Origin of the sequence: Lachnoclostridium sp. An196 (assembly GCF_002160135.1) — a bacterium.
GTDB classification, from domain to species: domain Bacteria; phylum Bacillota; class Clostridia; order Lachnospirales; family Lachnospiraceae; genus Hominiventricola; species Hominiventricola avistercoris.
Genome location: NZ_NFJZ01000001.1, coordinates 128,083 through 149,883, shown reverse-complemented (window position 1 = coordinate 149,883; position 21,801 = coordinate 128,083). Strand labels below are relative to the sequence as shown.

23 protein-coding genes, 1 pseudogene and 1 other annotated feature are annotated in these 21,801 nt (G+C 49.2%); of the genes and pseudogenes, 7 read left to right on the top strand and 17 right to left on the bottom strand.

All coding sequences use genetic code 11. The features are described from left to right. Positions 1–48: 48 nt before the first annotated feature. Complete coding sequence (locus B5F29_RS00665) at positions 49–606, bottom strand: DJ-1 family glyoxalase III (RefSeq protein ID WP_087152748.1); 558 nt, start codon at positions 604–606, stop codon at positions 49–51. Positions 607–750: 144 nt separating this feature from the next. Between B5F29_RS00665 and B5F29_RS00660 the strand changes: the two genes are divergently transcribed. After that, positions 751–1,200: a CYTH domain-containing protein gene (locus B5F29_RS00660; protein ID WP_087152747.1), complete on the top strand. Its 450-nt coding sequence runs from the start codon at positions 751–753 to the stop codon at positions 1,198–1,200. On the opposite strand, the gene B5F29_RS16375 is transcribed toward B5F29_RS00660, so the two are convergent. Continuing rightward, entirely contained in the window at positions 1,186–1,335 is a 150-nt protein-coding gene (locus B5F29_RS16375; RefSeq protein ID WP_162608322.1) for a hypothetical protein, read from the bottom strand. The genes B5F29_RS00660 and B5F29_RS16375 overlap by 15 nt on opposite strands. Positions 1,336–1,492: 157 nt before the next feature. Between B5F29_RS16375 and B5F29_RS00655 the strand changes: the two genes are divergently transcribed. After that, positions 1,493–1,837: an XRE family transcriptional regulator gene (locus B5F29_RS00655; RefSeq protein ID WP_087152746.1), complete on the top strand. Its 345-nt coding sequence runs from the start codon at positions 1,493–1,495 to the stop codon at positions 1,835–1,837. A 34-nt stretch (positions 1,838–1,871) separates the two neighbouring features. Here the strand turns inward: B5F29_RS00655 and B5F29_RS00650 are convergent, their stop codons facing one another. The 7 genes from B5F29_RS00650 to B5F29_RS00625 all read right to left on the bottom strand — a co-directional run bounded on the left by B5F29_RS00650 (position 1,872) and on the right by B5F29_RS00625 (position 7,230). Further along, positions 1,872–3,341, bottom strand: a complete 1,470-nt coding sequence (locus B5F29_RS00650; RefSeq protein ID WP_087152745.1) for an alpha-amylase — start codon at positions 3,339–3,341, stop codon at positions 1,872–1,874. After that, positions 3,334–4,410, bottom strand: coding sequence for an HD domain-containing phosphohydrolase (locus B5F29_RS00645; RefSeq protein WP_330397502.1), 1,077 nt, complete (start codon positions 4,408–4,410; stop codon positions 3,334–3,336). Before B5F29_RS00645 ends, B5F29_RS00650 begins: the two co-directional genes overlap by 8 nt. A gap of 29 nt (positions 4,411–4,439) precedes the next feature. Continuing rightward, complete coding sequence (locus B5F29_RS00640) at positions 4,440–4,688, bottom strand: kinase (RefSeq protein WP_087152744.1); 249 nt, start codon at positions 4,686–4,688, stop codon at positions 4,440–4,442. Between the two features lie 34 nt (positions 4,689–4,722). After that, a complete protein-coding gene (locus tag B5F29_RS00635; RefSeq protein ID WP_242955542.1) occupies positions 4,723–5,565 on the bottom strand; it encodes a DUF368 domain-containing protein in 843 nt (280 codons plus the stop codon). A 169-nt stretch (positions 5,566–5,734) separates the two neighbouring features. After that, entirely contained in the window at positions 5,735–6,427 is a 693-nt protein-coding gene (locus B5F29_RS00630) for a carboxymuconolactone decarboxylase family protein (RefSeq protein ID WP_087152743.1), read from the bottom strand. A 152-nt stretch (positions 6,428–6,579) separates the two neighbouring features. Continuing rightward, complete coding sequence (locus B5F29_RS16370; protein ID WP_162608321.1) at positions 6,580–6,738, bottom strand: hypothetical protein; 159 nt, start codon at positions 6,736–6,738, stop codon at positions 6,580–6,582. Between the two features lie 3 nt (positions 6,739–6,741). Then, entirely contained in the window at positions 6,742–7,230 is a 489-nt protein-coding gene (locus tag B5F29_RS00625) for a hypothetical protein (RefSeq protein ID WP_275532910.1), read from the bottom strand. Between the two features lie 123 nt (positions 7,231–7,353). Between B5F29_RS00625 and B5F29_RS00620 the strand changes: the two genes are divergently transcribed. The 3 genes from B5F29_RS00620 to B5F29_RS00605 all read left to right on the top strand — a co-directional run bounded on the left by B5F29_RS00620 (position 7,354) and on the right by B5F29_RS00605 (position 10,598). Beyond that, positions 7,354–7,803: a helix-turn-helix transcriptional regulator gene (locus tag B5F29_RS00620; RefSeq protein WP_087152741.1), complete on the top strand. Its 450-nt coding sequence runs from the start codon at positions 7,354–7,356 to the stop codon at positions 7,801–7,803. 295 nt (positions 7,804–8,098) lie between these two features. Next, on the top strand, positions 8,099–9,145 hold the full coding sequence (locus tag B5F29_RS00610) for a Fic family protein (RefSeq protein ID WP_087152740.1): 1,047 nt from the start codon (positions 8,099–8,101) through the stop codon (positions 9,143–9,145). A 286-nt stretch (positions 9,146–9,431) separates the two neighbouring features. Further along, positions 9,432–10,598, top strand: coding sequence for a protein kinase family protein (locus B5F29_RS00605; RefSeq protein WP_087152739.1), 1,167 nt, complete (start codon positions 9,432–9,434; stop codon positions 10,596–10,598). A 48-nt stretch (positions 10,599–10,646) separates the two neighbouring features. Here B5F29_RS00605 and B5F29_RS00600 read toward each other — a convergent pair. From B5F29_RS00600 to B5F29_RS00580, 4 genes and pseudogenes are all read right to left on the bottom strand, one after another. Then, positions 10,647–11,198, bottom strand: a pseudogene (locus B5F29_RS00600) (helix-turn-helix domain-containing protein); the annotation flags it as partial. A 487-nt stretch (positions 11,199–11,685) separates the two neighbouring features. Next, positions 11,686–12,843: a 23S rRNA (uracil(1939)-C(5))-methyltransferase RlmD gene (gene rlmD, locus B5F29_RS00590; RefSeq protein WP_087152737.1), complete on the bottom strand. Its 1,158-nt coding sequence runs from the start codon at positions 12,841–12,843 to the stop codon at positions 11,686–11,688. Then, positions 12,844–14,064 carry a tyrosine--tRNA ligase gene (tyrS, locus tag B5F29_RS00585; RefSeq protein WP_087152736.1) on the bottom strand — a complete coding sequence of 407 codons (1,221 nt, stop codon included), beginning with the start codon at positions 14,062–14,064 and terminating at the stop codon, positions 12,844–12,846. A gap of 74 nt (positions 14,065–14,138) precedes the next feature. Further along, positions 14,139–14,392, bottom strand: a binding site (T-box leader). A gap of 51 nt (positions 14,393–14,443) precedes the next feature. Beyond that, the gene (locus B5F29_RS00580; protein ID WP_162608320.1) at positions 14,444–15,484 is read right to left on the bottom strand and encodes a dipeptidase; all 1,041 of its coding nucleotides are present in this window, start codon (positions 15,482–15,484) and stop codon (positions 14,444–14,446) included. Between the two features lie 93 nt (positions 15,485–15,577). Here B5F29_RS00580 and B5F29_RS00575 point away from each other — a divergent pair, with 93 nt between their 5' ends. Then, positions 15,578–16,216 carry a gamma-glutamyl-gamma-aminobutyrate hydrolase family protein gene (locus B5F29_RS00575; protein ID WP_087152734.1) on the top strand — a complete coding sequence of 213 codons (639 nt, stop codon included), beginning with the start codon at positions 15,578–15,580 and terminating at the stop codon, positions 16,214–16,216. On the opposite strand, the gene B5F29_RS00570 is transcribed toward B5F29_RS00575, so the two are convergent. From B5F29_RS00570 to B5F29_RS00555, 4 genes are all read right to left on the bottom strand, one after another. Then, positions 16,188–16,697: a shikimate kinase gene (locus B5F29_RS00570; RefSeq protein WP_242955541.1), complete on the bottom strand. Its 510-nt coding sequence runs from the start codon at positions 16,695–16,697 to the stop codon at positions 16,188–16,190. The genes B5F29_RS00575 and B5F29_RS00570 overlap by 29 nt on opposite strands. Beyond that, positions 16,690–17,406, bottom strand: a complete 717-nt coding sequence (gene deoD / locus B5F29_RS00565) for a purine-nucleoside phosphorylase (RefSeq protein WP_087153048.1) — start codon at positions 17,404–17,406, stop codon at positions 16,690–16,692. The genes B5F29_RS00570 and deoD overlap by 8 nt, the downstream gene beginning before the upstream one ends. Positions 17,407–17,479: 73 nt before the next feature. Then, complete coding sequence (locus tag B5F29_RS00560) at positions 17,480–18,658, bottom strand: aldo/keto reductase (RefSeq protein WP_087152733.1); 1,179 nt, start codon at positions 18,656–18,658, stop codon at positions 17,480–17,482. 580 nt (positions 18,659–19,238) lie between these two features. Then, positions 19,239–20,762: an ASKHA domain-containing protein gene (locus B5F29_RS00555; RefSeq protein WP_087152732.1), complete on the bottom strand. Its 1,524-nt coding sequence runs from the start codon at positions 20,760–20,762 to the stop codon at positions 19,239–19,241. A gap of 123 nt (positions 20,763–20,885) precedes the next feature. Between B5F29_RS00555 and B5F29_RS00550 the strand changes: the two genes are divergently transcribed. Further along, positions 20,886–21,800 carry an AAA family ATPase gene (locus tag B5F29_RS00550; protein ID WP_087152731.1) on the top strand — a complete coding sequence of 305 codons (915 nt, stop codon included), beginning with the start codon at positions 20,886–20,888 and terminating at the stop codon, positions 21,798–21,800. Position 21,801 lies beyond the last annotated feature (1 nt).

Below are 21,801 nucleotides of genomic sequence, written 5' to 3'. Positions count from 1 at the left end.
CGCTAAAACGCAGAGAACATGCTGGAAGTTTCTGCCTGAAACAAATCTTCAGTTTTCATGGCCGTAAATAATACTCTTTTTCACTTCCGCCGCTTTTTCTTTCGATACCAGCTGCTCCACCAGCGCCAGCGCAAACGGGATCGCTGTTCCCATCCCCCGGCTGGTAGTCACGCCGCCGTCAGCAGCCACTTTTGCCCGGGTCACATTAGCGCCCTCCAAACGGTCTTCAAATCCAGGATAGCAGACGGCGTCTCTTCCTTTCAGGATACCCAGATCTCCCAGGATGCTGGGCGCGGCGCAGATCGCAGCCACTTTTTTCCCGGATTCATGGAACCGGAGAAGCAGATCTGTCAGTTCTTTGCATTCGCCCAGATGGAGCGTGCCCGGCATGCCTCCCGGCAGCACCAGCATCTCTGTGTTTTTGAAATCCAGCTCCTTCATGCGCGCATCCGCTTCCACACGGATGCCATGGCTTCCCGTCACCATCTTCTCATCCGTAATCGACACCGCAGACACTTCCACTCCTGCTCTGCGCAGTATGTCTACCACTGTCAGCCCCTCAATCTCTTCAAATCCGTCTGCAAGAAACACACATACACGGCTCATATTCTACGCCTCCTTTTCTGCTTTGCGTTCCATTCTTTGCCTATGCGTACAGTGTATCACTTTTAAAAAAGTTGTGCTATACTAATTGCGGAATATGATACTAAAAAATTTTGTTTTTTCAGCCAGTCATATAAGGAGGCCTTTATGAAATCTTATGAAATCGAACGCAAATTTCTGGTAAAAGCACTGCCGGAAAATCTGGATTCTTTCCCTTCCAGCCAGATCGAACAGGGATATCTGTGCACGGAACCCGTTGTCCGCATCCGCAGACAGGACGAGGAATACTGGCTCACTTATAAATCGAAAGGACTTATGGTCCGCGAAGAATACAATCTCCCTCTGACCGGAGAGGCTTATGAACACCTGAAGTCCAAGACCGACGGAAAACTGATTTCCAAACAGCGTTACCGGATTCCTTATCAGGGATATATGATCGAACTGGATCTTTTTTCTTCTCCCCTTCCGGATCTGATCCTGGCGGAAGTGGAATTTCCTTCTGAAGAGGAAGCGCTTCAATTCCGGAAACCGGACTGGTTCGGAGATGACGTAACTTCTTCCCCCGAATATCACAACAGCAATCTAAGTAAACTTTGACTTCTTTTTGATCTCTTCCAGCATCTCTTCCGGACTTTTCGCATCCGGCGGTCTTCTGACACGTACGAACTTCAGGCGCAGAAGCCGCAGCCGGATGCGCATTTCAAAATATATGCCTTTCCACCGGTGTTTCATATAATCCCCCTTGCACTTGTGTCTTCATATATTGACATTTCATTATCTATTTTATACTTTTATCCTAACTATATGCAATAAAATTCTCCTATTTGTTTCATCCTAACATAAAAAACTGAGTAATTGTTATAATAAAGCGACATTGGAGGGGTGAAACATGGGGGACAATAAGATTCCGGAGGCCTTGAAAGAGCTTCGTATCCAGAATGGCATGACTCAGGCTCAGTTCAGCAAAAAACTAAATATTGCCCGCCAGACGTATTCCGCATACGAACGCGGCGTCCGCACCCCTGACCTGGATCTGGTCAAAAATGTGGCAGAATTGTACGATGTCTCTCTGGACTGGCTGGTTTTAGGCAAAAGAGATACGGATCCCTTCGCGTCTCTTCCGGAGGACGCCGGCAGACTGTGCCGTACATTTTATGCGCTTCCTCCGGAAAGCCAGAGAGAAGCGCTGGATTTTATAGATTTCCTGGAGCAGAAAAGCAGGACGGAACCGTAAGCACCCGGCATTCCATCCTGCTTTTTCTATTTTTCTATGTTTCTATACATAATGTCTTCCATGCGTTTTCAAACACCCATACAGACACAGAACCGTCTCCCACACAGAATTCTGCCCAGCCGTCCGTTCCCACCGTCACAGTTCCGGAGATTCTGCCCGCCGCGTCAGCCATGTGTTTTCCCGCATGCTGTATTCCCATATACATGCGTTTCTTTCCGGCCGTACTGTCTGTAAGCAGCACGGCAATACCGGAGTCCGGATAGTCCGTATCTCCTTCCCTGGTAAAGCCCACAACCGAAGGATGGTCGAAATACAGGTTCTCTTTTCCGTAAGCATATTTCTCCCGTATCTTTATAAAGCGCGCCAGTCCGGGAACCGCTCCTATACCGTCACGAGCGATGCCGTAATAGTCTCCGTAAAACACACAGGGCGTTCCCGCGGCACGCAGCAGGATCAGCGCATAGGCAGCCGGCTTAAACCATGCCGGGATGAAAGAATACAGAGCCTGCCCCGGCTGCGTATCATGATTGTCCACAAAAGTCACTGCATGTTCAGGATCCGTTCCGGTCAGCGTATTCTCATACAACCTGCTCATATCGTAATTTCCATTGGAAGCAGCGGCTTCCAGGAAATGAAAATGCAGCGGCACATCGAACAGACTGAGACTGTGCTCCAGGACTTCCAGATATTCCGTCAGCTTTTTCAGATCCCTGGACCAGTATTCCCCCACGGCAAACAAGTCTCTCCCCGCATGCGCGCGCATACATTTCAGCCATTCCCGGTAAAAATCAAAACCGATGTGTTTTACGGCGTCCAGCCGAAAACCATCCATATGTACCGTATCCAGATACCATTTTCCCCAGTCTGCTGTCTCCTTCACCACTTCCGGCTGGTCCGTATCCAGGTCTGCTCCCATAAGGTAATCATAATTGCCGTTCTCATCGTCAATCTTGCGTTCCCAGTTTTTTCCCGCAAAGCGAAAGATTCCTTTGCGTTTCGCGCCTTCATCCCAGTCTGTTCCGCTGAAATGGGAAGCGTTCCACCGAAAAGCGGAATATTTTCCTGCCCTGCCCGGGAAATCAAAGCGGGTCCAGGCTGTGATCTGCCGTTCTTCTCCTATGTCTTTATTCCGGTCTGTATTCAGGCATTCCTCCGCCATCACCGTCTCCGTCCCGTCCGCTCCCATCCGATGATTCAGGACAATGTCGGCTAAGACCTGAATTCCCTGATTCTGCAGCGCCCGAACAGCTTCCAGGTACTCGTCCTTAGTCCCATATTTTGTTCGGGCGGATCCCTTCTGGTCAAATTCACCCAAGTCATAGACGTCGTATACATCGTAACCGACACTTCCGGAGCCTGCGGCGCCCTTGTAAGCCGGAGGCAGCCATACCATGTTGATTCCCGCTTTCTTCAGGCTTTCCGCCCGGGTTGAGCATCTTTTCCAGAGCGTACCGTTTTCCGGCAGATACCATTCAAAATACTGCATCATCGTCACATTATCCATTTTCTGTCACGTCCTTTACATACAAAGCGCGAAGATCTTTTTCCACACTCATAAACTGTTCTAAAAGAAGCGGATTAAAGGCTCCGCATTCTCCGTTTTGTATCATCCGGACGGCGGTATCCGCGCCATAGGCGTCTTTGTATACTCTGCGGCTTACCAGCGCGTCGTACACATCCGCGATGGAGACGATCTGGGCCCATATAGTATTCTCATCTCCTTTCAGTCCGTCCGGATAACCGTTCCCGTCCCATCTTTCATGATGATGACGGGCTATATCGTAAGCATATTGATACGCTTCCTGATCCTTCAGCTGCGGGATCCGCTCCAGGAGCTCCGCCCCTCTCAGAGTATGCGTCTTCATAATCTCATACTCCTCCGGCGTCAGTTTCCCCGGCTTATTCAAAATCGCGTCCGGTATAGCCACTTTTCCCACATCATGCATGATTGATGCCAGCGCTATCTGCTCTACAGTTTCTTCCGACAGTCCCTGTCCCAGTTCTGTATAGAGCAGCAAATGCCTGGTAATATCATGAATCCGGCGTACATGGGAGCCGGACTCGCCGCTCCGGAATTCAATGGTGGTAGCCAGAGCCTCGATGAGCCCCACATTCAGATCAATAATTCTTCTTGCCTGAGCCAGTATCTCTGTCTGCTGTTCTTCTACTTTATGTTTCAGTCTCTTTCTTGCCTGGAACAATTCGATGACAGAATTGATTCGTCTTTCTACTATATACGGAACCACCGGCTTATGGATCACATCCATAACTCCCAGAGAATAGGCCCGCTGAAGCGTACTGCCTTCTGTCTCCGCCGTAATGAGAAATACAGGCATCCACTCTGTCCACCCCATCATCTTTAATTTTTCCAGAACTTCCATCCCGTCCATAACCGGCATGACCACATCCAGCAAGACCGCGCAGATACTGTCTTTATACCTGATCAGCTTCTCCATGGCCTCCTGTCCGTTCTCTGCCTCCAGGATCCGGTAGTCCCCGGAAAAAATATTGTCCAGAAGCATCCGGTTGATCTCATTGTCATCTACGATCAACATCATCTCTGTTTTATTCACTTTCCTGCCTCCTGTTCTGGGTCTTGTCTTTAATGCCAGTCTTTCATAATTTCCAGCATTTCCGACTCATAATCCCCCAGAATCTCCTCCTGACGGCCTCCGTGCCGCAGATTGGTCTCCACTCCCCACTCGCCGTCATAAAACTCCCAGATATGGTATGGAACTCCGCGGTATTCAAAATCGATGCTGCCGCATCCGTCCTCTTCGGACATTGTATAACGCCATCCCCGCTCTTTTACAAACGCGAGGACCCTGGACAGACGTCCGTTCTCTTCCATAAAATATTTCCTCCTTTGCACAACACGCAGGGCATCAGCCCTGCGTGGAAATTTTACTGTTAAAATGATCCAGCGCCAGCGCGGCCGCAAATCCCGCCGCGATGCACACGGTATTCACCGCAGCTGCGGCAAAAGAGCCGGCGAAACCGGAAAACGGCACCGTCATAACCGTAGCGCCGATCACAATACCGATGATCCCATGAAACACCAGCGCATAATGCTTCTTCATCATAGTATCAACAAACTTTGCCAGAGCGACCACTGTGAGCACAGCCCCGATACCCGCAGGGATCAGGATTGTCAGATTCAGACTCCCCAGTCCGTCCACAAAGGGAGCGTACAGTCCCATCGGCATCAGAAGCGTGGAAAAACTCATCCCCGGCACGATAACGCTGAGCGCCATGCAAAATCCGCAGAAAAGGTACCATCTTTTACTGGGTACAATCGACACGGAAAAAATCTCCAAAGACGCCAGCAGAAAAACAATCCCTGCGAAACACGCCAGAAGCGCCGTCATACACCCTTTCGGTTTTCCTTTCTCTCCCGCTTCACGGAACAAAGACGGAAGCATCCCTGCGATCAGTCCCACAAAGAGACAGACTGACTGGTTCGGATATGCTTCCAGGAAAAAGGACAGTATCCTGGCCACTCCGAGGAAACCTGCCGCAGCTCCTGCCAGAATCGGCACCAGCAGAGGAAGATGGGTTTTAAACTTTCCAAACGGATCAGACAGAACCTCCATGACCGGTTTATAAATTCCAAACGCCACACACAGCACGCCGCCCGAAATCCCCGGCAGTACCGCTCCCACTCCCAGCAGCACGCCCTGCAGGACACGGAGAGCAAACATCAAAGTTCCTGTTTTATTTTCTCTCATATAGATTCCTTTCTTCATTTTATGCAGAAATAACACGCCTATTATAGCCTGAAACCTTTGGAAGCGCAACCGGAGGATCCTTAATAATGTGTTAAAAAAGCATAAAAATCCCTCTGCGTCTACTAATCTATATCCATAGTATTCCGCAGAGGGCTTTTTTCATGTTATTTTATTTTTGTGTTTCCGCCGCTTTATTGACGCAGGCGATGGCATTCAGACTGCGGGGATATCCTATGTACGGCAGACACTGGGACACGACGCGGATAAGGAAATCCTTATCGTTCCCGACCTTCATATTTCCTCCCGCATGGGAGGTAAGCTGCGGCTCGCATCCGCCCTGCGCGGCCAGGAAGCAGAAAGTAATCATCTCCCTCTGCGCATAGCTGAGCCCGGTCCTGGTATAATAATCTCCGAAACAGTTCGCCGCAAGCCAGCGGTTGATATGGCCTTTTTTCCATGCGTCTTTCATGACGTCGCCAAAAATGTCTACCTGCGCCTGGGCGCCTTTTTCCAGCCGGTTCTCCATGGTAGTGGTCGTCTGTCCTTCCAGCGGCAGCTTCACGCCCCGTTCTGTCAGGATCTCGTTCGTCGCGTTCAGGAACGGAAGCACCCTGCCGATTCCCAGATAATCAACAGCCTGGTAGACAATCTCTTTTACCATCACCGGGGTCAAGCCCTGATCCAGCGCGCGCGGAAGCGCCAGACGGAATTCATCCACTCCCTGGCACCCTAAAAGAGCAGCCAGGATCGCCATATTGCGGGTCACGTCATCCAGCTGCTGCCCTTCCTCATTCACGACTTCTTCAAATGCAAAGTGTTCAAACCGTTCTGCAAATTCCGGGTCTGTCTCACGATAGTTCATACTAAATACCTCCTGATGTTCTCATTTACTGGTTTTAGTATACTACCACGTCTTCTGCCTGTAAAATACCCATATTTCATCGTTTATCATGCCTGGACAGTATTTTTACCCGGATATTTTACAAAGAGTATCCGGTCCGCTCATGATGTTTATTATAGGGGAATTTCGCCACAGCAGCACGGATGCGTTTGCAGCGCGCCCTTCAGCGTCTTCGTATATTTGGGCGGCGTATAGGACATATCGTCAATCGGGAAATACGGTTCCTCGTCAAGATCCCACTGGGAACGGTACACATCGATAATATCCTCCACATTTCACTCGAGAGTCACTATATTGCGGGTATGGCCGGACGCCTTATAGTCAATCAGCGCCTGTTTGCCGCGGAAGTCATGATTCCAGTTAATGCAATATCCCAGTCCCAGCTCAATAGGATTAAAATAATAGTGTTCGATATTGAACTCGTCATAGGCTGTTCCGCAGAAATCAAACGATTCCAGCTGGCCTTCAAATCCTCCGCCGTCAAAGGCAGAGTTATACTCGTTTTCAAAGGTTTTGCGCTGCCATTCCTGGAAACCTTTATCCGTCATGGACGCGCTCATAAAGTGCTCGGAAGCCTGCGGATAGCCGCCTTCGTTGTGATTCATGCAGTAGCAGTGGAAGCCGATTTCCCGGATGCCGTATTTGTTGCCTACTTCGATCAGCTTTTTATAGACGTCCAGCATGTCTTCCACCTCGCCCTGGACCTCAAAGCCCAGATTCCCGGCCATACCGGACCGCAGGATACGTACATCATGCCCTGCGATAGACAGCAGCCCCTACTATTCCTGGAAAATGTTAAGAAAACGGGCAAAAATGAAAGCTTACTTTGCTAGATTTAGTTTCATCTTCCGGTTATAATTATTTAAAAAATGAAGGAGATGAAAATTATGAGTTTAGGAAGCGGTCTTTATAACGCCCGTAAAAAGAGCGGATTATCACAGGAAGCTGTTGCCGAAAAGCTGGGCGTAAGCAGACAAACAATTTCAAAATGGGAGCTTGATGAAACACTTCCAGACATACGCCAATCAAAAAAATTATCTCAACTTTATCATCTCACGCTGGATGAATTGATAGATTTTGATATTGACCAAAAAGAAATTGAAGAAGCTATCGAAAATATTAGTGATGAAAAACAGCAGAAAATTGATTGGACAAGTGTTTGGGGAAAGAAGTACCCAGTTCTTACAACCTATCAAAAAACAGTAGCAATTAGTGATTATGCAACTAAAATACAAAACCTGCTTGATAGTTTGAAAATGCAGTATGGCTACAATGATTTAGACGCTATGTTAGTATTAAAAGACATTTTAGCGCATACGTGGAACAGCAAAAAATAGCAGAGCCAGCTGCGTCAGTCAACTGTCAAGATTTATCTGTGTTCACAACTCCTGTCAGAATCAGATTGCAGATATCAGTCCCGGCCGTACTTTTCGTACTGCTGGTTTTCCAGCTTCTGATGTTCCTCACAGAAACTGTCGTCCGTCGCCTTGAGACAGCCGGGGCCTTTTGTTTATATAATGCCAGAATATTTTTCCTTAATAGTGCAATACTAATAAGGGAACTTCCCCTTACCCGATTGAATTTTCCCTTATTTTGTGATATATTTTAAGGGAAAATCTCGGAGGTGAGGTTATGCGAACATTTAATTATTCTGAGATAAAAAACCAAAAGTGGGATTCTGATATTCTCGGCCTGATTGCAGCAATCTATAAAGAAGCAGGCAAACAGGAACTGTATCTGAAACAGTGCCCGCAGGAACTGGAAAAACTCGTTGAAATTGCCAAGATACAGAGTACTGAGGCCTCCAATGCCATAGAAGGCATTGTGACCACGAATACACGAATCAAGCAGCTTGTTGAGGAAAAAACAATGCCCAGGAACCGCGATGAACAGGAAATCGCAGGTTATCGTGATGTGCTGAATATCATCCATGAAGGTTTTGATGCTATTCCAATCACGCAGAACTATATCCTGCAGCTTCATAAAATTCTCTACAGTCATATGAATAACCCTATGGCGGGCAGAACCAAGAGTGTGCAGAACTATATCAGCGCCACCTACCCGGATGGTCATGTAGAAACCCTCTTTACGCCTCTCGCACCCTACGAAACACCGGAGGCACTGGACAGAATCTGCGAGGAATATAATCGTGTCATTGGCAATATGGAAGTTGAACCGCTGATTGTTATTCCGATTTTCATTCACGATTTCCTGTGCATCCATCCGTTTAATGACGGCAACGGCAGAATGAGCCGCCTGTTGACCACGCTTCTGCTCTATAGAAATGGATTCTATGTGGGAAAATACATCTCCCTGGAGGCGAAAATCGCAAAGAACAAAGATTTGTATTACGATGCTCTCGGTCAAACGCAGATCGGATGGCGCGAAGGAACGGATGACCCTATTCCGTTTATCAAATATCTGCTGGGCACTATCCTTGCTGCATACCATGACTTCGAAGACCGCTTTGCTCTGGTAGAAACAAAACTGTCGGCACTGGAAACGGTACGCCGAGCTTCAATGAATAAAATCGGGCGTTTTACGAAGCAGGATATCCGTGAACTTTGTCCTTCTCTGAGCGTCAGTTCCGTAGAGGGGGCGCTACGTAAACTGGTAGCATCCGGTGAACTGAAACGAGAAGGCAAGGGAAAGAATATCTGCTATTACAGATTGAAGTGATTCCCTCAATAAAACCTATATTCCCTTAAATATAGAGAGTGTTTAAGGAAATTTGTATGATAATAAGATTAAGCATCTATCACAAGGTAGGTGCTTTTCTTATACCCATTTTTAGTTTTCTTTGGCGGAAGCCCTGACGAATTCTCCGATGGAGCAGTCATAAAGACAAAACAGCGCCGGACGCAGAGGCTATACAACCCCCGCGCCCGGCGTTTTGGAGTAATTGTCGATTATTAAGTTGCATGATATAATACTGCAAAACAAGGTTGGAAGCGGTGAAACTCACATGAATATTGAAAATTATATTGAATCACAGTATAGAGAATTATTAGCATGTAGTCAAATAAATGCGGAATACTCCGATTTATATAAACCATTTAAGAATCAAAAACTTCGAGAAATCCTTATGACCTTACATCATGATTTGATCGGGCTTTTTAGAACAATGAATGAAAGGTTGCCAACAGGGGAATATGAAGCTCACTTTTGGGCAGAACCAAGCAGAGATTTAATTAAGAGAATTGATATAATATTTAGCTTATTTAGTTCACTAAAAGGAACTCCTTTAGCATTTCAAATTGACTCATACTATTTAGATTTACTTACACGTTGTCGAGATTTTCTTAGTTCCAGTGGCGGAAGTTCATTACCACCCCATATGGCAAAAGTGGACTTATACTATACACTTCCCATTTTTATGCCACTTAACAGCATAACAATTTCACATAAACAACAAGACTTTACATTTGAGTTGAAACTGATTGGAAGCGGTTCTTATGCCAATGTTTACAAATATAAGGACACATTTTATAATCGCCCTTTCATTTTGAAACGTGCAAAAAAGGAACTTACCAATAAAGAGATCGCTCGTTTCAAACGAGAATTTGATGTAATGAATGAACTATCTTCTCCATACATACTTGAGGTTTATTGCTACAATCCAGACAAAAATGAATATATTATGGAATATATGGATTATACACTGGATGAATATGTTACTGCTCATAACTCGAAACTGACAATTATACAACGAAAAGGTATTGCTCAACAAATATTACGCGCTTTTGATTATCTTCATTCAAAAGGACATCTGCATCGTGATATAAGCCCTAAAAATATTTTAATAAAGGAATATGACGATACCCTTGTGGTTAAACTTTCAGATTTTGGGCTTGTAAAAATTCCGGATAGTACATTAACAACAGTTAATACGGAGTTCAAGGGATATTTTAACGATCCTGCACTTGTCGTAGAGGGGTTTGATACTTATGGCATCGTTCACGAAACTTATGCCCTTACCAGAGTTATTTATTTTGTGATGACAGGCAAAACTAATACAGAAAAAATTTCCAATCCGAATTTACGAACTTTTGTTGAGAGGGGGTTGAACCCGGATAAAACAAAAAGATTTCAAAATATTCGTGACATGATTTTAGCCTTTAAAGCTATATAAAAACAACGCCGCAAAGTCAGCGTCGGTCATGGTGTCCAGCTTGGCAAGGGTCTGGCGGGTCATTTCCTTTCGCTTCCGTTCCGGTTGCTGTGCCGCCTTGCCCTCCGCAGGGGGTGGGGGAATGGATAGGAATGGAATGGGTATTTGATGGATCAGTAATTGATTTTTCTTTACTTGATATATCTTTATTTATTTGCATTGGATTTCCCGATACCAGGTTTTCCGACGTTGGATTATCCGATGTTGGATTTTCCAACACCGGGTTTCCAATCCCAGCTGTTCTTTCTCCGCTGCCTCTGGCCGGAGTCGCGGCTGTTCGTAGATGGTATAAACCATGTCGGCCATCTTGCCCTTGCCGTCCCGGTTCTGCTGGCGGGTGATATACCCGGCCTTTTCCAGTTCCCACACCGCCGTCCGTATGGCGTCGATGCTTTCCCGGTTGATAAGGGACAAACCTTTCAGCGTATAGTCCCAATCTTCCGGCAGGGACAGCATTTGCGAAAGCAGGCCCTTGGCTTTCAGGGACAGGTCTTTGTTCCGCAGGTGATGGTTGGACATCACCGCGTAGCCCCGGTTTTTCTCCACACGAAAAACTGCCATCTCGTCGTCAACTCCTTTCACTTGGAATAGAACCACGTCATAAGCGGTGAGCTTGCCCGGCTGGTAGGGACACTCTGAATACACGCAAAACTGATACTTCCAGTCGGGACGGTAGAAACGGCAATCGCCGCAACCCTCCGACGCTCCGGCGTCGCCGCTGTCGTAGTGGTCGAAGCCGGGCTTGCCTTGCATGAAGCTTTTAAAGGCGCGATCGCTGCCGGATGTAAAATACATGGCATCGCCTCCTTTCTGGTTTTGGGCGCAAAAAAAGCCGCAGACTTTTTCAAAATCTGCGGCTGGGCCTATGAGAAAAGGACACCGCTTGCACGATGTCCTTTCTCGTCAACTATTCAATTTTTTGTGTTCCCACACTCCATATCAATGACTACCGAAACGGTGATATAGTCCTCAATACGCTTATTACGGTATTTATCACCCTCTGCGTCAAACACCACATGACGGGAAAAGTGCCTAAATCTAAGGATTTCTACAAGGTTTCTCTTTGTAGCAACACTATCGTCTCCACATGCCCGCAAAAAGGAAACATATCCACCGGCTGGATCGTTTCCACCCGGTAATCTCCTTTCAGCATTTTCAGATCCCTGGCCTGGGTCTCCGGATTACAGGAGATATAGATGATCTTTTTCGGCTTCAGGACCAGCAGCGATTTTAAAAACGCTTCGCTGCTCCCGCTCCGGGGCGGATCCATGAATACCACATCCACCGGCTCTTCCCGGTCCGCCATGCCTTCCAGGAACATGCCCGCGTCGCCCTGCACAAAACGGATATTGTCCATATGATTGCGCACGGCATTCCGGGCGGCGTCCCGGACTGCCTCTTTGTTCAGCTCCACTCCGATAACTTCTCTGGCGGTCTTCGCCGCCACCATGCCGATGGTCCCGATCCCGCAATAGGCGTCCACAACCCGGTCTCTCTTGTTCAGTCTCGCCAGCGTCATGGCCGTCTTATACAGTCTTTCCGTCTGCGCGGCGTTCACCTGGTAAAATGAAGTCGGCGAAATGCGGAAACTGCAGCCGCAGAGCACATCCTCGATATACCCTTTCCCGTAGATCGGTATATTGCGCTCACCAAGCACCATACTCGTCCGCCTTTCATTGACGTTCAGCACCACGGTAGTGATCTCCGGATGTACGGCGCGCAGAGCTTTCACAAAATTATTCTTGGACGGGAACACCGGTGTGCGCACTACCAGAACCACCATAATCTGTCCGGTAGCCGCGGCAGTGCGCACCATTACATGGCGCAGCAGCCCAAAATCCGTATCCTCGTCATAAACCCGAATCCGGAAAGATTTCAGCAGTCCCCGGATCGTGACTATGATCTCGTCCGCTTTTTCATTTTCAATCTGACAGGCATTCACAGGGACAACCCGGTGCGTTCCTTCCTGATAAATACCGGAGATAACTTCGCCGTTTCTCTTTCTGGAAAATACTGCATGAACTTTATTCCGGTAATGGTACGGCGTTTCCGCTCCCAGGATCGGGCGCACCTCGCCCATGTTGCCCAGCAGCTTCTTCACCAGCTTTTCCTTTTCGCGAAGCTGCTGTTCATAGGGCATCCCCTGATAATCGCATCCGCCGCATTTCTTTGCGAGAGGACATGGCGGTATTTTTTCAGAAGGCATCTATTTTACAACCACTTTCTTGAAATTTTTCTTTCCGCGTTTTACCACAATACCTGCTTTCAGCTGATCCAGCGTGTAACTTGCTGCAATGTCTGTCACTTTCTCCCCGTCCACGCTCACGCCGCCCTGCTGCACATTTCTGCGGGCCTCCGAACGGGACGCGCAGAGACCGGATTTGTGTACGATCGTCAGGATATCCGCCTTTCCGTCCTGGAGATCATCCATAGAAAGTTCAGCGGTCGGCATCTCTGCCGCGTCTCCGCTTCCGAACAGAGCGCGCGCGCTGTCCTGAGCTTTCTTCGCTTCTTCTTCGCTGTGCACCAGCTTGGTCAGTTCATAAGCCAGGATCTCTTTTGCCTGGTTCAGCTGGCTGCCTTCCCAGTGAGACATTTCGTCGATCTGCTCCAGCGGAAGAAAGGTGAGCATGCGCAGGCACTTGATCACATCCGCGTCGTCCACATTTCTCCAGTACTGGTAAAAATCATACGGACTCGTCTTTTCCGGGTCCAGCCACACGGCGCCCTTGGCCGTCTTGCCCATCTTGCTCCCTTCCGAATTCAGAAGCAGCGTGATCGTCATGGCGTGCGCGTCTTTGCCCAGCTTCCTGCGGATCAGCTCCGTACCGCCCAGCATGTTCGCCCACTGGTCGTCCCCGCCGAACTGCATATTGCAGCCGTATTTTTCATACAGCATCAGGAAATCATAGCTCTGCATGATCATATAGTTGAATTCCAGGAACGTAAGTCCGCGTTCCATACGTTTCTTATAGCACTCATGGGTAAGCATCCGGTTCACGCTGAAGTGCACTCCTACATCCCTGAGCATTTCAATATAATTCAGATTCATCAGCCAGTCCGCATTGTTGACCATCAGCGCTTTGCCGTCGGAGAAATCAATGAATTTGCTCATCTGCTTTTTGAAACACTCGCAGTTGTGCTGAATCGTCTCCACCGTCATCATCTGCCGCAGATCGCTTCTGCCGGAAGGATCTCCCACCATCGCGGTACCGCCTCCGATCAGCGCAATCGGTTTGTTTCCCGCCATCTGCAGACGCTTCATCAGACAGAGCGCCATAAAATGTCCTACATGAAGGCTGTCCGCCGTAGGATCAAACCCGATATAGAAAGTGGCTTTCCCTTCGTTTACCATTTTCCGGATCTCTTCTTCGTTGGTCACCTGGGCGATCAGGCCCCGGGCTACCAGTTCGTCATATACCTGCATCTTCTCTGCTCCTTTTCTTTCTAAAAACTGCTGGCCGGGGCTTCCACGCAATCACAAAAAAGCTCCCATCCTCTTAAAAGGACGAGAGCCAGATCCCGTGTTACCACCTTTTTTCACGGCACGCTCACGCCTGCCGCCTTACCAGGTACGCCATGATACCCTGCACGATAACGGGTGCGTCCGTCTCCTCCTACTTGCCGCACGCGCGCTGCGGTTTCAGAGGGAAGCTCCAAGAGGTATTCATGATTCCTTTTCTCCGCGCCTCTCATCGACCGGCTGCTTTCTGTGGATTCCGGGAATCACTACTTATTCTTTTCATCGCCTGTAGGTCATAGAGCCATTGTAAAGAAAACAAATCTGAATGTCAAGACTTTTCTGATTATTTTGGAAGCACCTGACGAAAATACCGGATCCAGTTTCCTCCTATCACTCCTTTGACATCCTCTTCCGACATGCCCCTCTGCAGGAGCGCCGCGGTCAGTTCCGGCACATGGCAGTGGCTGACCAGACAGTCATTGTGGTTTTTTTTCTGCGTTCCGCCGTCTCTCGCGTCGTCATACGCGTCGCAGAAGTCAAATCCGTATCCCACTTTGTCCGCTCCTACCAGTCCCGCCATATATTCCAGATGGCTGCAGAGCCAGTCCAGAGCTTCCTCTCCCTGTCCCTTTCCCACCAGAAAACGGCAGCCGTTCAGACCTATCACGCCTCTCTGCGCCGCCAGTTTTTTCATCTGCTCATCAGTCAGATTCCGATAATTGAAGTAAATGGTCCGGCTGTTGGAATGCGTCGCCGCGAACGGCTTTGACGCCACTGCGCATACATCTTCAAAACCGTCGTCGTTCAGATGACTGATGTCCAGAAACATACCCAGATCTTCCATCCGGCGCACGGCTTCCACTCCTTCATCCGTCAGGCCTCCCGGAACAGGGATTCTTTTTGACGCCACGCAGCATCCGCTGGCCAGCGCGTTTCTCCTGCTCCAGGTCAGGGAAGCGCCTCTTACTCCGGCTTCCCACAGTGTCCGGAGCAAATGAAAATCTGTCCCGACAAAATCCATTCCCTCCAGATATAACAACACTCCGATCCGGTCTTCTTCCAGAGCCCGATCCAGATCCCTTACATTTTTCACCAGCAGAAATTCTTCATTCTGATCCAGTTCCTCCAGCAGGACGCCGATCTGATCCATGGCCTTCCTGAGTCCCATTTCGGGCAAATATTCATTTTCCAGGTATACCGATGAAACGACCAGATTGAATCCGCCTTCTCTCAGTTCATCCAGATAATGGCGCCGGAGCGCCTCCCTTTCTCCGTTATTCACGTGGAGCAGCAGTTCTCCTGCCAGGTCCAGATGCGCATCTGCGACCGGGCAGGCCTGATGAAGTTTTCTGGCCTGTTCCATATACTGTTCCTGAATCTGCATATCCATCCTCCTCCATGGCGGCGCACATTTTTTCTGCGGCCGGAATACAATACTTTAAGTTCACATTTCAGACCGGTAGGTCCATGAAAATATATGCGTGTTCTGATAGCGGGTATCCCCGATCTTACGAAAAATTATGAAAATGCGCTTCGCCTGGCGGGCGTCGAAACACAGGTAAGCCTTTCCCCCGTCTCTGTATCTCTGTTCGATGCTCTGCTGCTGCCCGGAGGCGGGGATGTGGATCCGGCATTCTTCGGAGAAGAGAACCGGGGCTCGCTCCACATCGATCCTGCCCTGGATCAGGCGCAGTTCACTTTGCTGGACGCATTCATCCGCCTGAATCGTCCGGTGCTCGGCATCTGCCGGGGCATGCAGCTTCTGAATGTTTATTTCGGCGGCACAATTCAGCAGGATCTGCCCTCATCTGCCCTCCATGCCTGGAACAGTGAGGACCGCCGACATACGGTGACCTGTCTGCCCGGTTCCGCGCTTTACCGGCTCTATGGACCATCCTGTCTGGTCAACAGTGCCCATCATCAGGGCCTGGGACGCACGGGAAGCAATCTGAGGATTACCCAGACGGCGCCTGACGGAGTGGCGGAAGCCGTGGAGCATATGAAAAAACCCGTCCTCGGCGTGCAATGGCATCCCGAGAGGACGGGGTTCTCTTTCCGGCAGCCGGGCCTGGCCGACGGCGAACTGCTCATTCGCTATTTTTTAACGCTGTCGTGATCTTTTTTACGATTCCACGAATGTCCAGATCTTCTTCGTCAACGATGATGTGCGCGTATTTCTCATAAAACGGAGCCCTCATCTGCATCAGATCCTGCAGCGTCTGTCCCGGTTTCAGTACCACGCCTCTCTGGTGAAGATCCCCCAGGCGATCCTGGAGCTGTTCACAGGGCAGACGCAGATAAACGACGGTGGAGATGTCCCTGAGATGTTCCATGGCCTCTTTCCCGAAAACCGCGCTGCCGCCGGTGGCAATCACTGACCGGCTGACCTCAAGTCCGGCATTGACCCGATTCTCTATTTCCAGAAATCCGTCGCCGCCGTATTCCTCGATCAGCTCGTGAAGCAGTTTTCCGGTCTGTTCCTGAATCTCCAGATCGGAATCCAGGAAACGGTAACCCAGCACCTTCGCCAGCACCACGCCCACGGTGCTTTTCCCCACTCCCGGCATCCCGATCAGCGTAATATTATCTTTACTCACGGACAGCTGCCTCCAGAGCAACTTTCATCATGTTGGTAAACGCGTTCTGCCTCTCTTTCGCGGTAGTCTCTTCCTTCGTGACAGCAGAATCGGAGATGGTCAGCAGGCAGGCAGCCTTCTTGCCCAGCACCTTCGCATTGTGGAACAGAGCAAAGCTTTCCATTTCCACGCAGAGACAGTTCTTTTCTTTCCGGTAGAACTCATATCCCGGCTGTCCCGGTTCACAGTAAAACGCGTCGCTGGAATGGATTCTTCCCAGAGTCACCGGAATCCCCAGACGCTTTCCCGCATCCTGGATCGAATAGTTCAGTCCCGCATCCGGATACTGTATCTCCTCTGTGTCTCCGCTCTGGCAGAGCGCATAGGAGGAACGGCTGTAGGCGCTGTCTGCCAGAATCAGATCGTAAAGCTTCAGCTTTTCATCGTACGCGCCGGCTGAGCCGATCCGGATAATGCTGTCTACATCATAGAATTTGTAAAGCTCATAGGAATAAATCCCGATGGACGGCATCCCCATGCCGCTGGCCATGACGCTGACCGGCCTCCCCTGATAAGTTCCAGTATAAGCAAGCATATTCCGCACCTGGTTTACCAGCTTGATATCTTCCAGAAAATGCTCTGCTACGAATTTTGCCCGAAGCGGATCTCCCGGCATCAGGACGCATTTGGCAAACTGCCCTTTTTCCGCTGAATTGTGTGGTGTCGACATATCCATTACCTCTCTTCCCTTTTGTATTTTGATTTTATTTTCAGGGATAACCCCGTTTCTGTCAATGTATTTTTCACCAGATTTTCAGAATACGTACCAGCGCAGACAACGCTTTGTAGCGCAGATCTTCCAGTTCCGCAGCGGCGGCTTTCAGCTCCTTCCGTATCTCGATCTTCTGGGGACAATGCCTTTCGCATTTCCCGCACCGGATACACTTGGACGCCGGATTCTGATTTTTACGGAATGCCGTGGTCATCAGATATTCCTTTTTCCCCACCCTGGGCCTCTCGGTATACATTTCGTTATAACAGCGGAAGGTTCCCGGGATATCGATCCCCTGCGGACACGGCATGCAATAGCCGCACGCGGTACAGCCCACTTTGATCTTACGGTTAATTTCCCTTTTAACTTCCTCCAGAAATTTGCGGTCTTCTTCTGTCATCATCCCGACTCTGGCCTCATCGGCGGTTTTTATATTCTCGCGCACCATTCCCAGAGAATTCATGCCGGACAGCACCACTGTCACTTCCCTCTGATCCCAGAGCCACCGGAACGCCCACTGGGCCGGTGTACTGTCCGGAGACTTTTCCCGGAAAAGCTTCTTTGCTTCTTCCGGAAGAAGTTCCACCAGTTTTCCTCCCCTCAGCGGTTCCATGATTATCACCGGTATCCCCTTGGTTCCGGCATATTCAAGGCCTGCTCTTCCCGCCTGGGTATGCTCGTCCATATAATTGTATTGTATCTGGCAGAAATCCCAGTCATAGGCGTCCAGAACTTCTTTAAAATGTTCCGTATTTCCATGATACGAAAATCCGATATTGCGAATCTGTCCCGCCGCCCTTTTCTCGGCGATCCATTCCTCTACGCCCTTCTCTTTCAGACGTTCCCAGGTATCCGCGTCATTCAGCATGTGCATCAGATAATAATCCACATAGTCCGTCTGCAGACGGGACAGCTGTTCCTGAAAGCAGCGCTCCAGCCCGGCCTTCGACTTGATCAGATAATGAGGCAGTTTTGTGGCAATGTATACCTGCTCCCGGCAATTATTTCTTTTCAGGATCTCCCCCAGCGCCGCTTCACTTCCTCCGTAGACGTAGGCAGTATCGAAATAATTCACGCCGCTTCGGATCGCTTCCATGATCTCAGCTTCTGTTTTGTCCAGGTCAATTTTCCCGTTCTTTTTCGTAAAACGTAAGCATCCGTATCCCAGGACAGACAGCCTGGTTCCCTTCCGGTCGGTTCTGTACTGCATGGCAGCCCCCTTTCCGCAGTTTCTTTTCTGGAATTCAGTGTATCAAATGCGCCTTCATCCGTCAAATTTCAGATAATTAATTTTTTTTCAAAAAATATGTTGACAAATATAATTATCATGCTATAATAAACTCATAAAACAAAGAGAAAACAAAAAAGAAAAATCCCGAGGATGAGGAGCATGTAAAGGAGGAGAGTCCAATCAAAACTTAACGTTCCACCCCATAGTATATCAGAAAGGAAGGTACAGACCACCGAACATATTTACTTATCCATAAAAAACTAAATATAGATAAAAATATAATATAAGAATATTACCACATAGGATGTTGGTAAAACAGAAGATGTTTTTGAGAAGGTAAAGGAACAATACCTTGTTAATAAAAAACCACATGGACCGGTATACAAACCGGAGAACGCCTTATATCCATCGCGGATGGACAGAAGGGCAAAAAGAAATCCGTAAGGATTCATAAAATATAGATGAAAGATTATGAGGTTTAAAGTCCATTGGAAATAACAGTACAATAGGCGGTATAAGAATTTTTAGAACAGATTCTTGTACCGCCTTTTTCATATGCTTAAACCCCCGGAATACCATTTTTTCTCAGTTTTTCAACCACAGACGGGTATCTGGAGAGGTCCGTATGCGGCAAAGCCCGCGCGGCTCCCATCAGTTGGATAAAATCTTCCACTTCCCCGAACTGCACATATTCCATCCTGTCCAGAATATCTGCCGCCTCTGCCAGATACTCTTTATGGAGAAGCATTTCATACGCTCCTTTCAGAGAGGTATTTCCGGCCGAGATCAGGCGGCTGCGGTCCAGATCCGGGTAAAGACCGATCGCGACTGCCGACTCTTTGTCAATATATGCCCCGAAAGCACCTGCCACCTGGAACTCTCCCACGTCCTGCATGGACAGTCCTATCAGGTTCATCATATATTCCACCATGGTGGCGGCAGCAGCCTTGGTACTCAGGAATTCATCCAGGTCACACTGATAGAAATACAGCGACGGAGCATACTCCACCGCGTATTCGCCCTCTCTTTCCACAATCCGGTCCGAGGCCTCCGGCACAAAACGTCCCCGGATATCCACCCAGCCATGCAGGAAAAGCTCCGCGATCAGGTCCACGATCCCCGAACCGCAGATCCCTTTCGCTTCTCCGCCGCCGATCACGTCGCATATAAACTGCCGGCCGTCCATCCGTACATGCTGTACCGCGCCTGTCCGGGCGCACATGCCCGTCTTCACGCTTCCGCCTTCCAGGGCCGGTCCGGCCGCTCCGGCTCCGCAGAGAAGAAATTCCCGGTTGCCGACGACCAGCTCTCCGTTGGTACCAATATCCAGAAAGACGCAGATCTCCTCCTTCCGCGCAATCCCGGACGCGATAATCCCGCTGATAATATCTCCTCCCAGATAATTTGCCCTGCCGGGATAGCAGTAAACATATCCGTGAAACGGAAAACCCAATTCCTCTGCCGGGAGAAAATCCGGACGATCCGCCCGCACCGCATAAGGCGCAGAGAAGACTCCAAACGGATCCATGCCGATCAGGAAATGAATCATGGTCATGTTTCCCGCCACAGTCATAGCCGTACAGGCTTCCGGAGGAATTCCGGTCTGTCTTTGCAGATCTGCGAACGCATCCGTAAAAGTGTCTATCGTGGCCTGACGGATCTCGTCCAGATGCTCCGGATGGTCTTTCGTATAGAAAATTCTCGTCAGAATGTCTCCCCCAAATGCCGTCTGCCGGTTATACACGCTGGATGAGGCCAGAATCTCACCTGTGCAGAGGTCTATCATCTGCACGGCCACAGTGGTGCTGCCCAGATCTGCACACATACCGTAATGAGCTGCGGAAGTATCTCCTTTTTCCATCTTTATCACTTCCCAGCGGCCGCCATTCCATCCAAGAGACACCGTAAGCCTCCAGTCTGCTTCTTCACATATGGGATACAGCATACGCAGGATTCTGCACGGCATATACACTTCCCCATAATCCGCACGCAGCGCGCGCAGGATCCGTTCCTGAGAAGACGCCGCATCCTCTCTGGAAGGCTCTTTCAGTTCCAGATATATCTTTCTGCTCAATCCGTCCATAGGCTTCCTCCTGTATATTATGCTACCATTATAAAGGAAAATATGCCGCGGCAAAAGTTTTTCTTTTGTTTTCTCCTGCGGGTGCTATAATATTTTCAGAATTACCGTGAAGGAGGGTTCATCTTGCTGGATTTTCTGAAAGAGGAAGGAGTATCCCCGACGCTGATCCGGGAACTGTCAGAATTTCGCGCTTCCTATGACGTACCGGAGGAAGCGCGCCGTCGACTGTCTCCTCCCCGTTATTTTTATTACGGTCCCGATCTCTGGGAAGAGGCTTTATCAGCCCTGCTCTGCGGCGAAAATCTGCTCCTGACCGGTCCAAAGGCCACCGGGAAAAATGTATTCGCGGAAAATCTGGCGGCGGCATTCGGACGCCCCGTGTGGAATATTTCTCTGAGCATCCATTCGGACGCCGCTTCCCTGGTAGGCTCTGATACTTTCCGAAACGGAGAAGTAGTTTTCCGGGAAGGTCCGGTGAGCAGATGCGCCCGTCTTGGCGGTTTCGGGGTATTGGATGAAATCAATATGGCGAAAAATGAAGCCCTGGCAGTTCTTCACGAAACGCTGGATTACCGCAGGTGCATCGATATTCCCGGATACGACCAGATACGGCTTCACCCGGCTTCGCGTTTTATCGCTACCATGAACTACGGCTATGCCGGAACGAGAGAACTGAACGAGGCTCTGGCTTCCCGCTTTGTCGTGATCGAGATGCCTCTTATCTCCGATGAATATCTGCAAAAGCTCCTGCGCCGGGAATTCCCTTCTCTCTCCGATCTCTGGAACCGGCAGTTCTCCGAGCTTTTCCAGGAGCTTCAGAAAAAATGCGCCAGCGGGGAAATCTCTGCCAAAGCGCTGGATCTGAGGGGGCTTATCGCTTCTGTCCGCCTGATCCGGAAAGGTCTGCCCGCCGTAAGGGCCTTGCGCCTTGGCATTGTAAACAAAATCTTTGATTCTTATGAACGTCAGCTGGTCAGCGACCTGATCCGGTCAAGAATTCCTCAGGATCTGGACAAAACCTCAGTTTTCATGGAGTGAG

Coding starts and splice junctions, on each gene's coding strand:
- B5F29_RS00665 (WP_087152748.1), bottom strand. CDS start 606: ATGAGCCGTGTATGTGTGTTTCTTGCAGACGGATTTGAAGAGATTGAG.
- B5F29_RS00660 (WP_087152747.1), top strand. CDS start 751: ATGAAATCTTATGAAATCGAACGCAAATTTCTGGTAAAAGCACTGCCG.
- B5F29_RS16375 (WP_162608322.1), bottom strand. CDS start 1,335: ATGAAACACCGGTGGAAAGGCATATATTTTGAAATGCGCATCCGGCTG.
- B5F29_RS00655 (WP_087152746.1), top strand. CDS start 1,493: ATGGGGGACAATAAGATTCCGGAGGCCTTGAAAGAGCTTCGTATCCAG.
- B5F29_RS00650 (WP_087152745.1), bottom strand. CDS start 3,341: ATGGATAATGTGACGATGATGCAGTATTTTGAATGGTATCTGCCGGAA.
- B5F29_RS00640 (WP_087152744.1), bottom strand. CDS start 4,688: ATGGAAGAGAACGGACGTCTGTCCAGGGTCCTCGCGTTTGTAAAAGAG.
- B5F29_RS00635 (WP_242955542.1), bottom strand. CDS start 5,565: ATGAGAGAAAATAAAACAGGAACTTTGATGTTTGCTCTCCGTGTCCTG.
- B5F29_RS00630 (WP_087152743.1), bottom strand. CDS start 6,427: ATGAACTATCGTGAGACAGACCCGGAATTTGCAGAACGGTTTGAACAC.
- B5F29_RS00620 (WP_087152741.1), top strand. CDS start 7,354: ATGAGTTTAGGAAGCGGTCTTTATAACGCCCGTAAAAAGAGCGGATTA.
- B5F29_RS00610 (WP_087152740.1), top strand. CDS start 8,099: ATGCGAACATTTAATTATTCTGAGATAAAAAACCAAAAGTGGGATTCT.
- B5F29_RS00605 (WP_087152739.1), top strand. CDS start 9,432: ATGAATATTGAAAATTATATTGAATCACAGTATAGAGAATTATTAGCA.
- rlmD (WP_087152737.1), bottom strand. CDS start 12,843: ATGCCTTCTGAAAAAATACCGCCATGTCCTCTCGCAAAGAAATGCGGC.
- tyrS (WP_087152736.1), bottom strand. CDS start 14,064: ATGCAGGTATATGACGAACTGGTAGCCCGGGGCCTGATCGCCCAGGTG.
- B5F29_RS00580 (WP_162608320.1), bottom strand. CDS start 15,484: ATGCAGATTCAGGAACAGTATATGGAACAGGCCAGAAAACTTCATCAG.
- B5F29_RS00575 (WP_087152734.1), top strand. CDS start 15,578: ATGCGTGTTCTGATAGCGGGTATCCCCGATCTTACGAAAAATTATGAA.
- deoD (WP_087153048.1), bottom strand. CDS start 17,406: ATGTCGACACCACACAATTCAGCGGAAAAAGGGCAGTTTGCCAAATGC.
- B5F29_RS00560 (WP_087152733.1), bottom strand. CDS start 18,658: ATGCAGTACAGAACCGACCGGAAGGGAACCAGGCTGTCTGTCCTGGGA.
- B5F29_RS00555 (WP_087152732.1), bottom strand. CDS start 20,762: ATGGACGGATTGAGCAGAAAGATATATCTGGAACTGAAAGAGCCTTCC.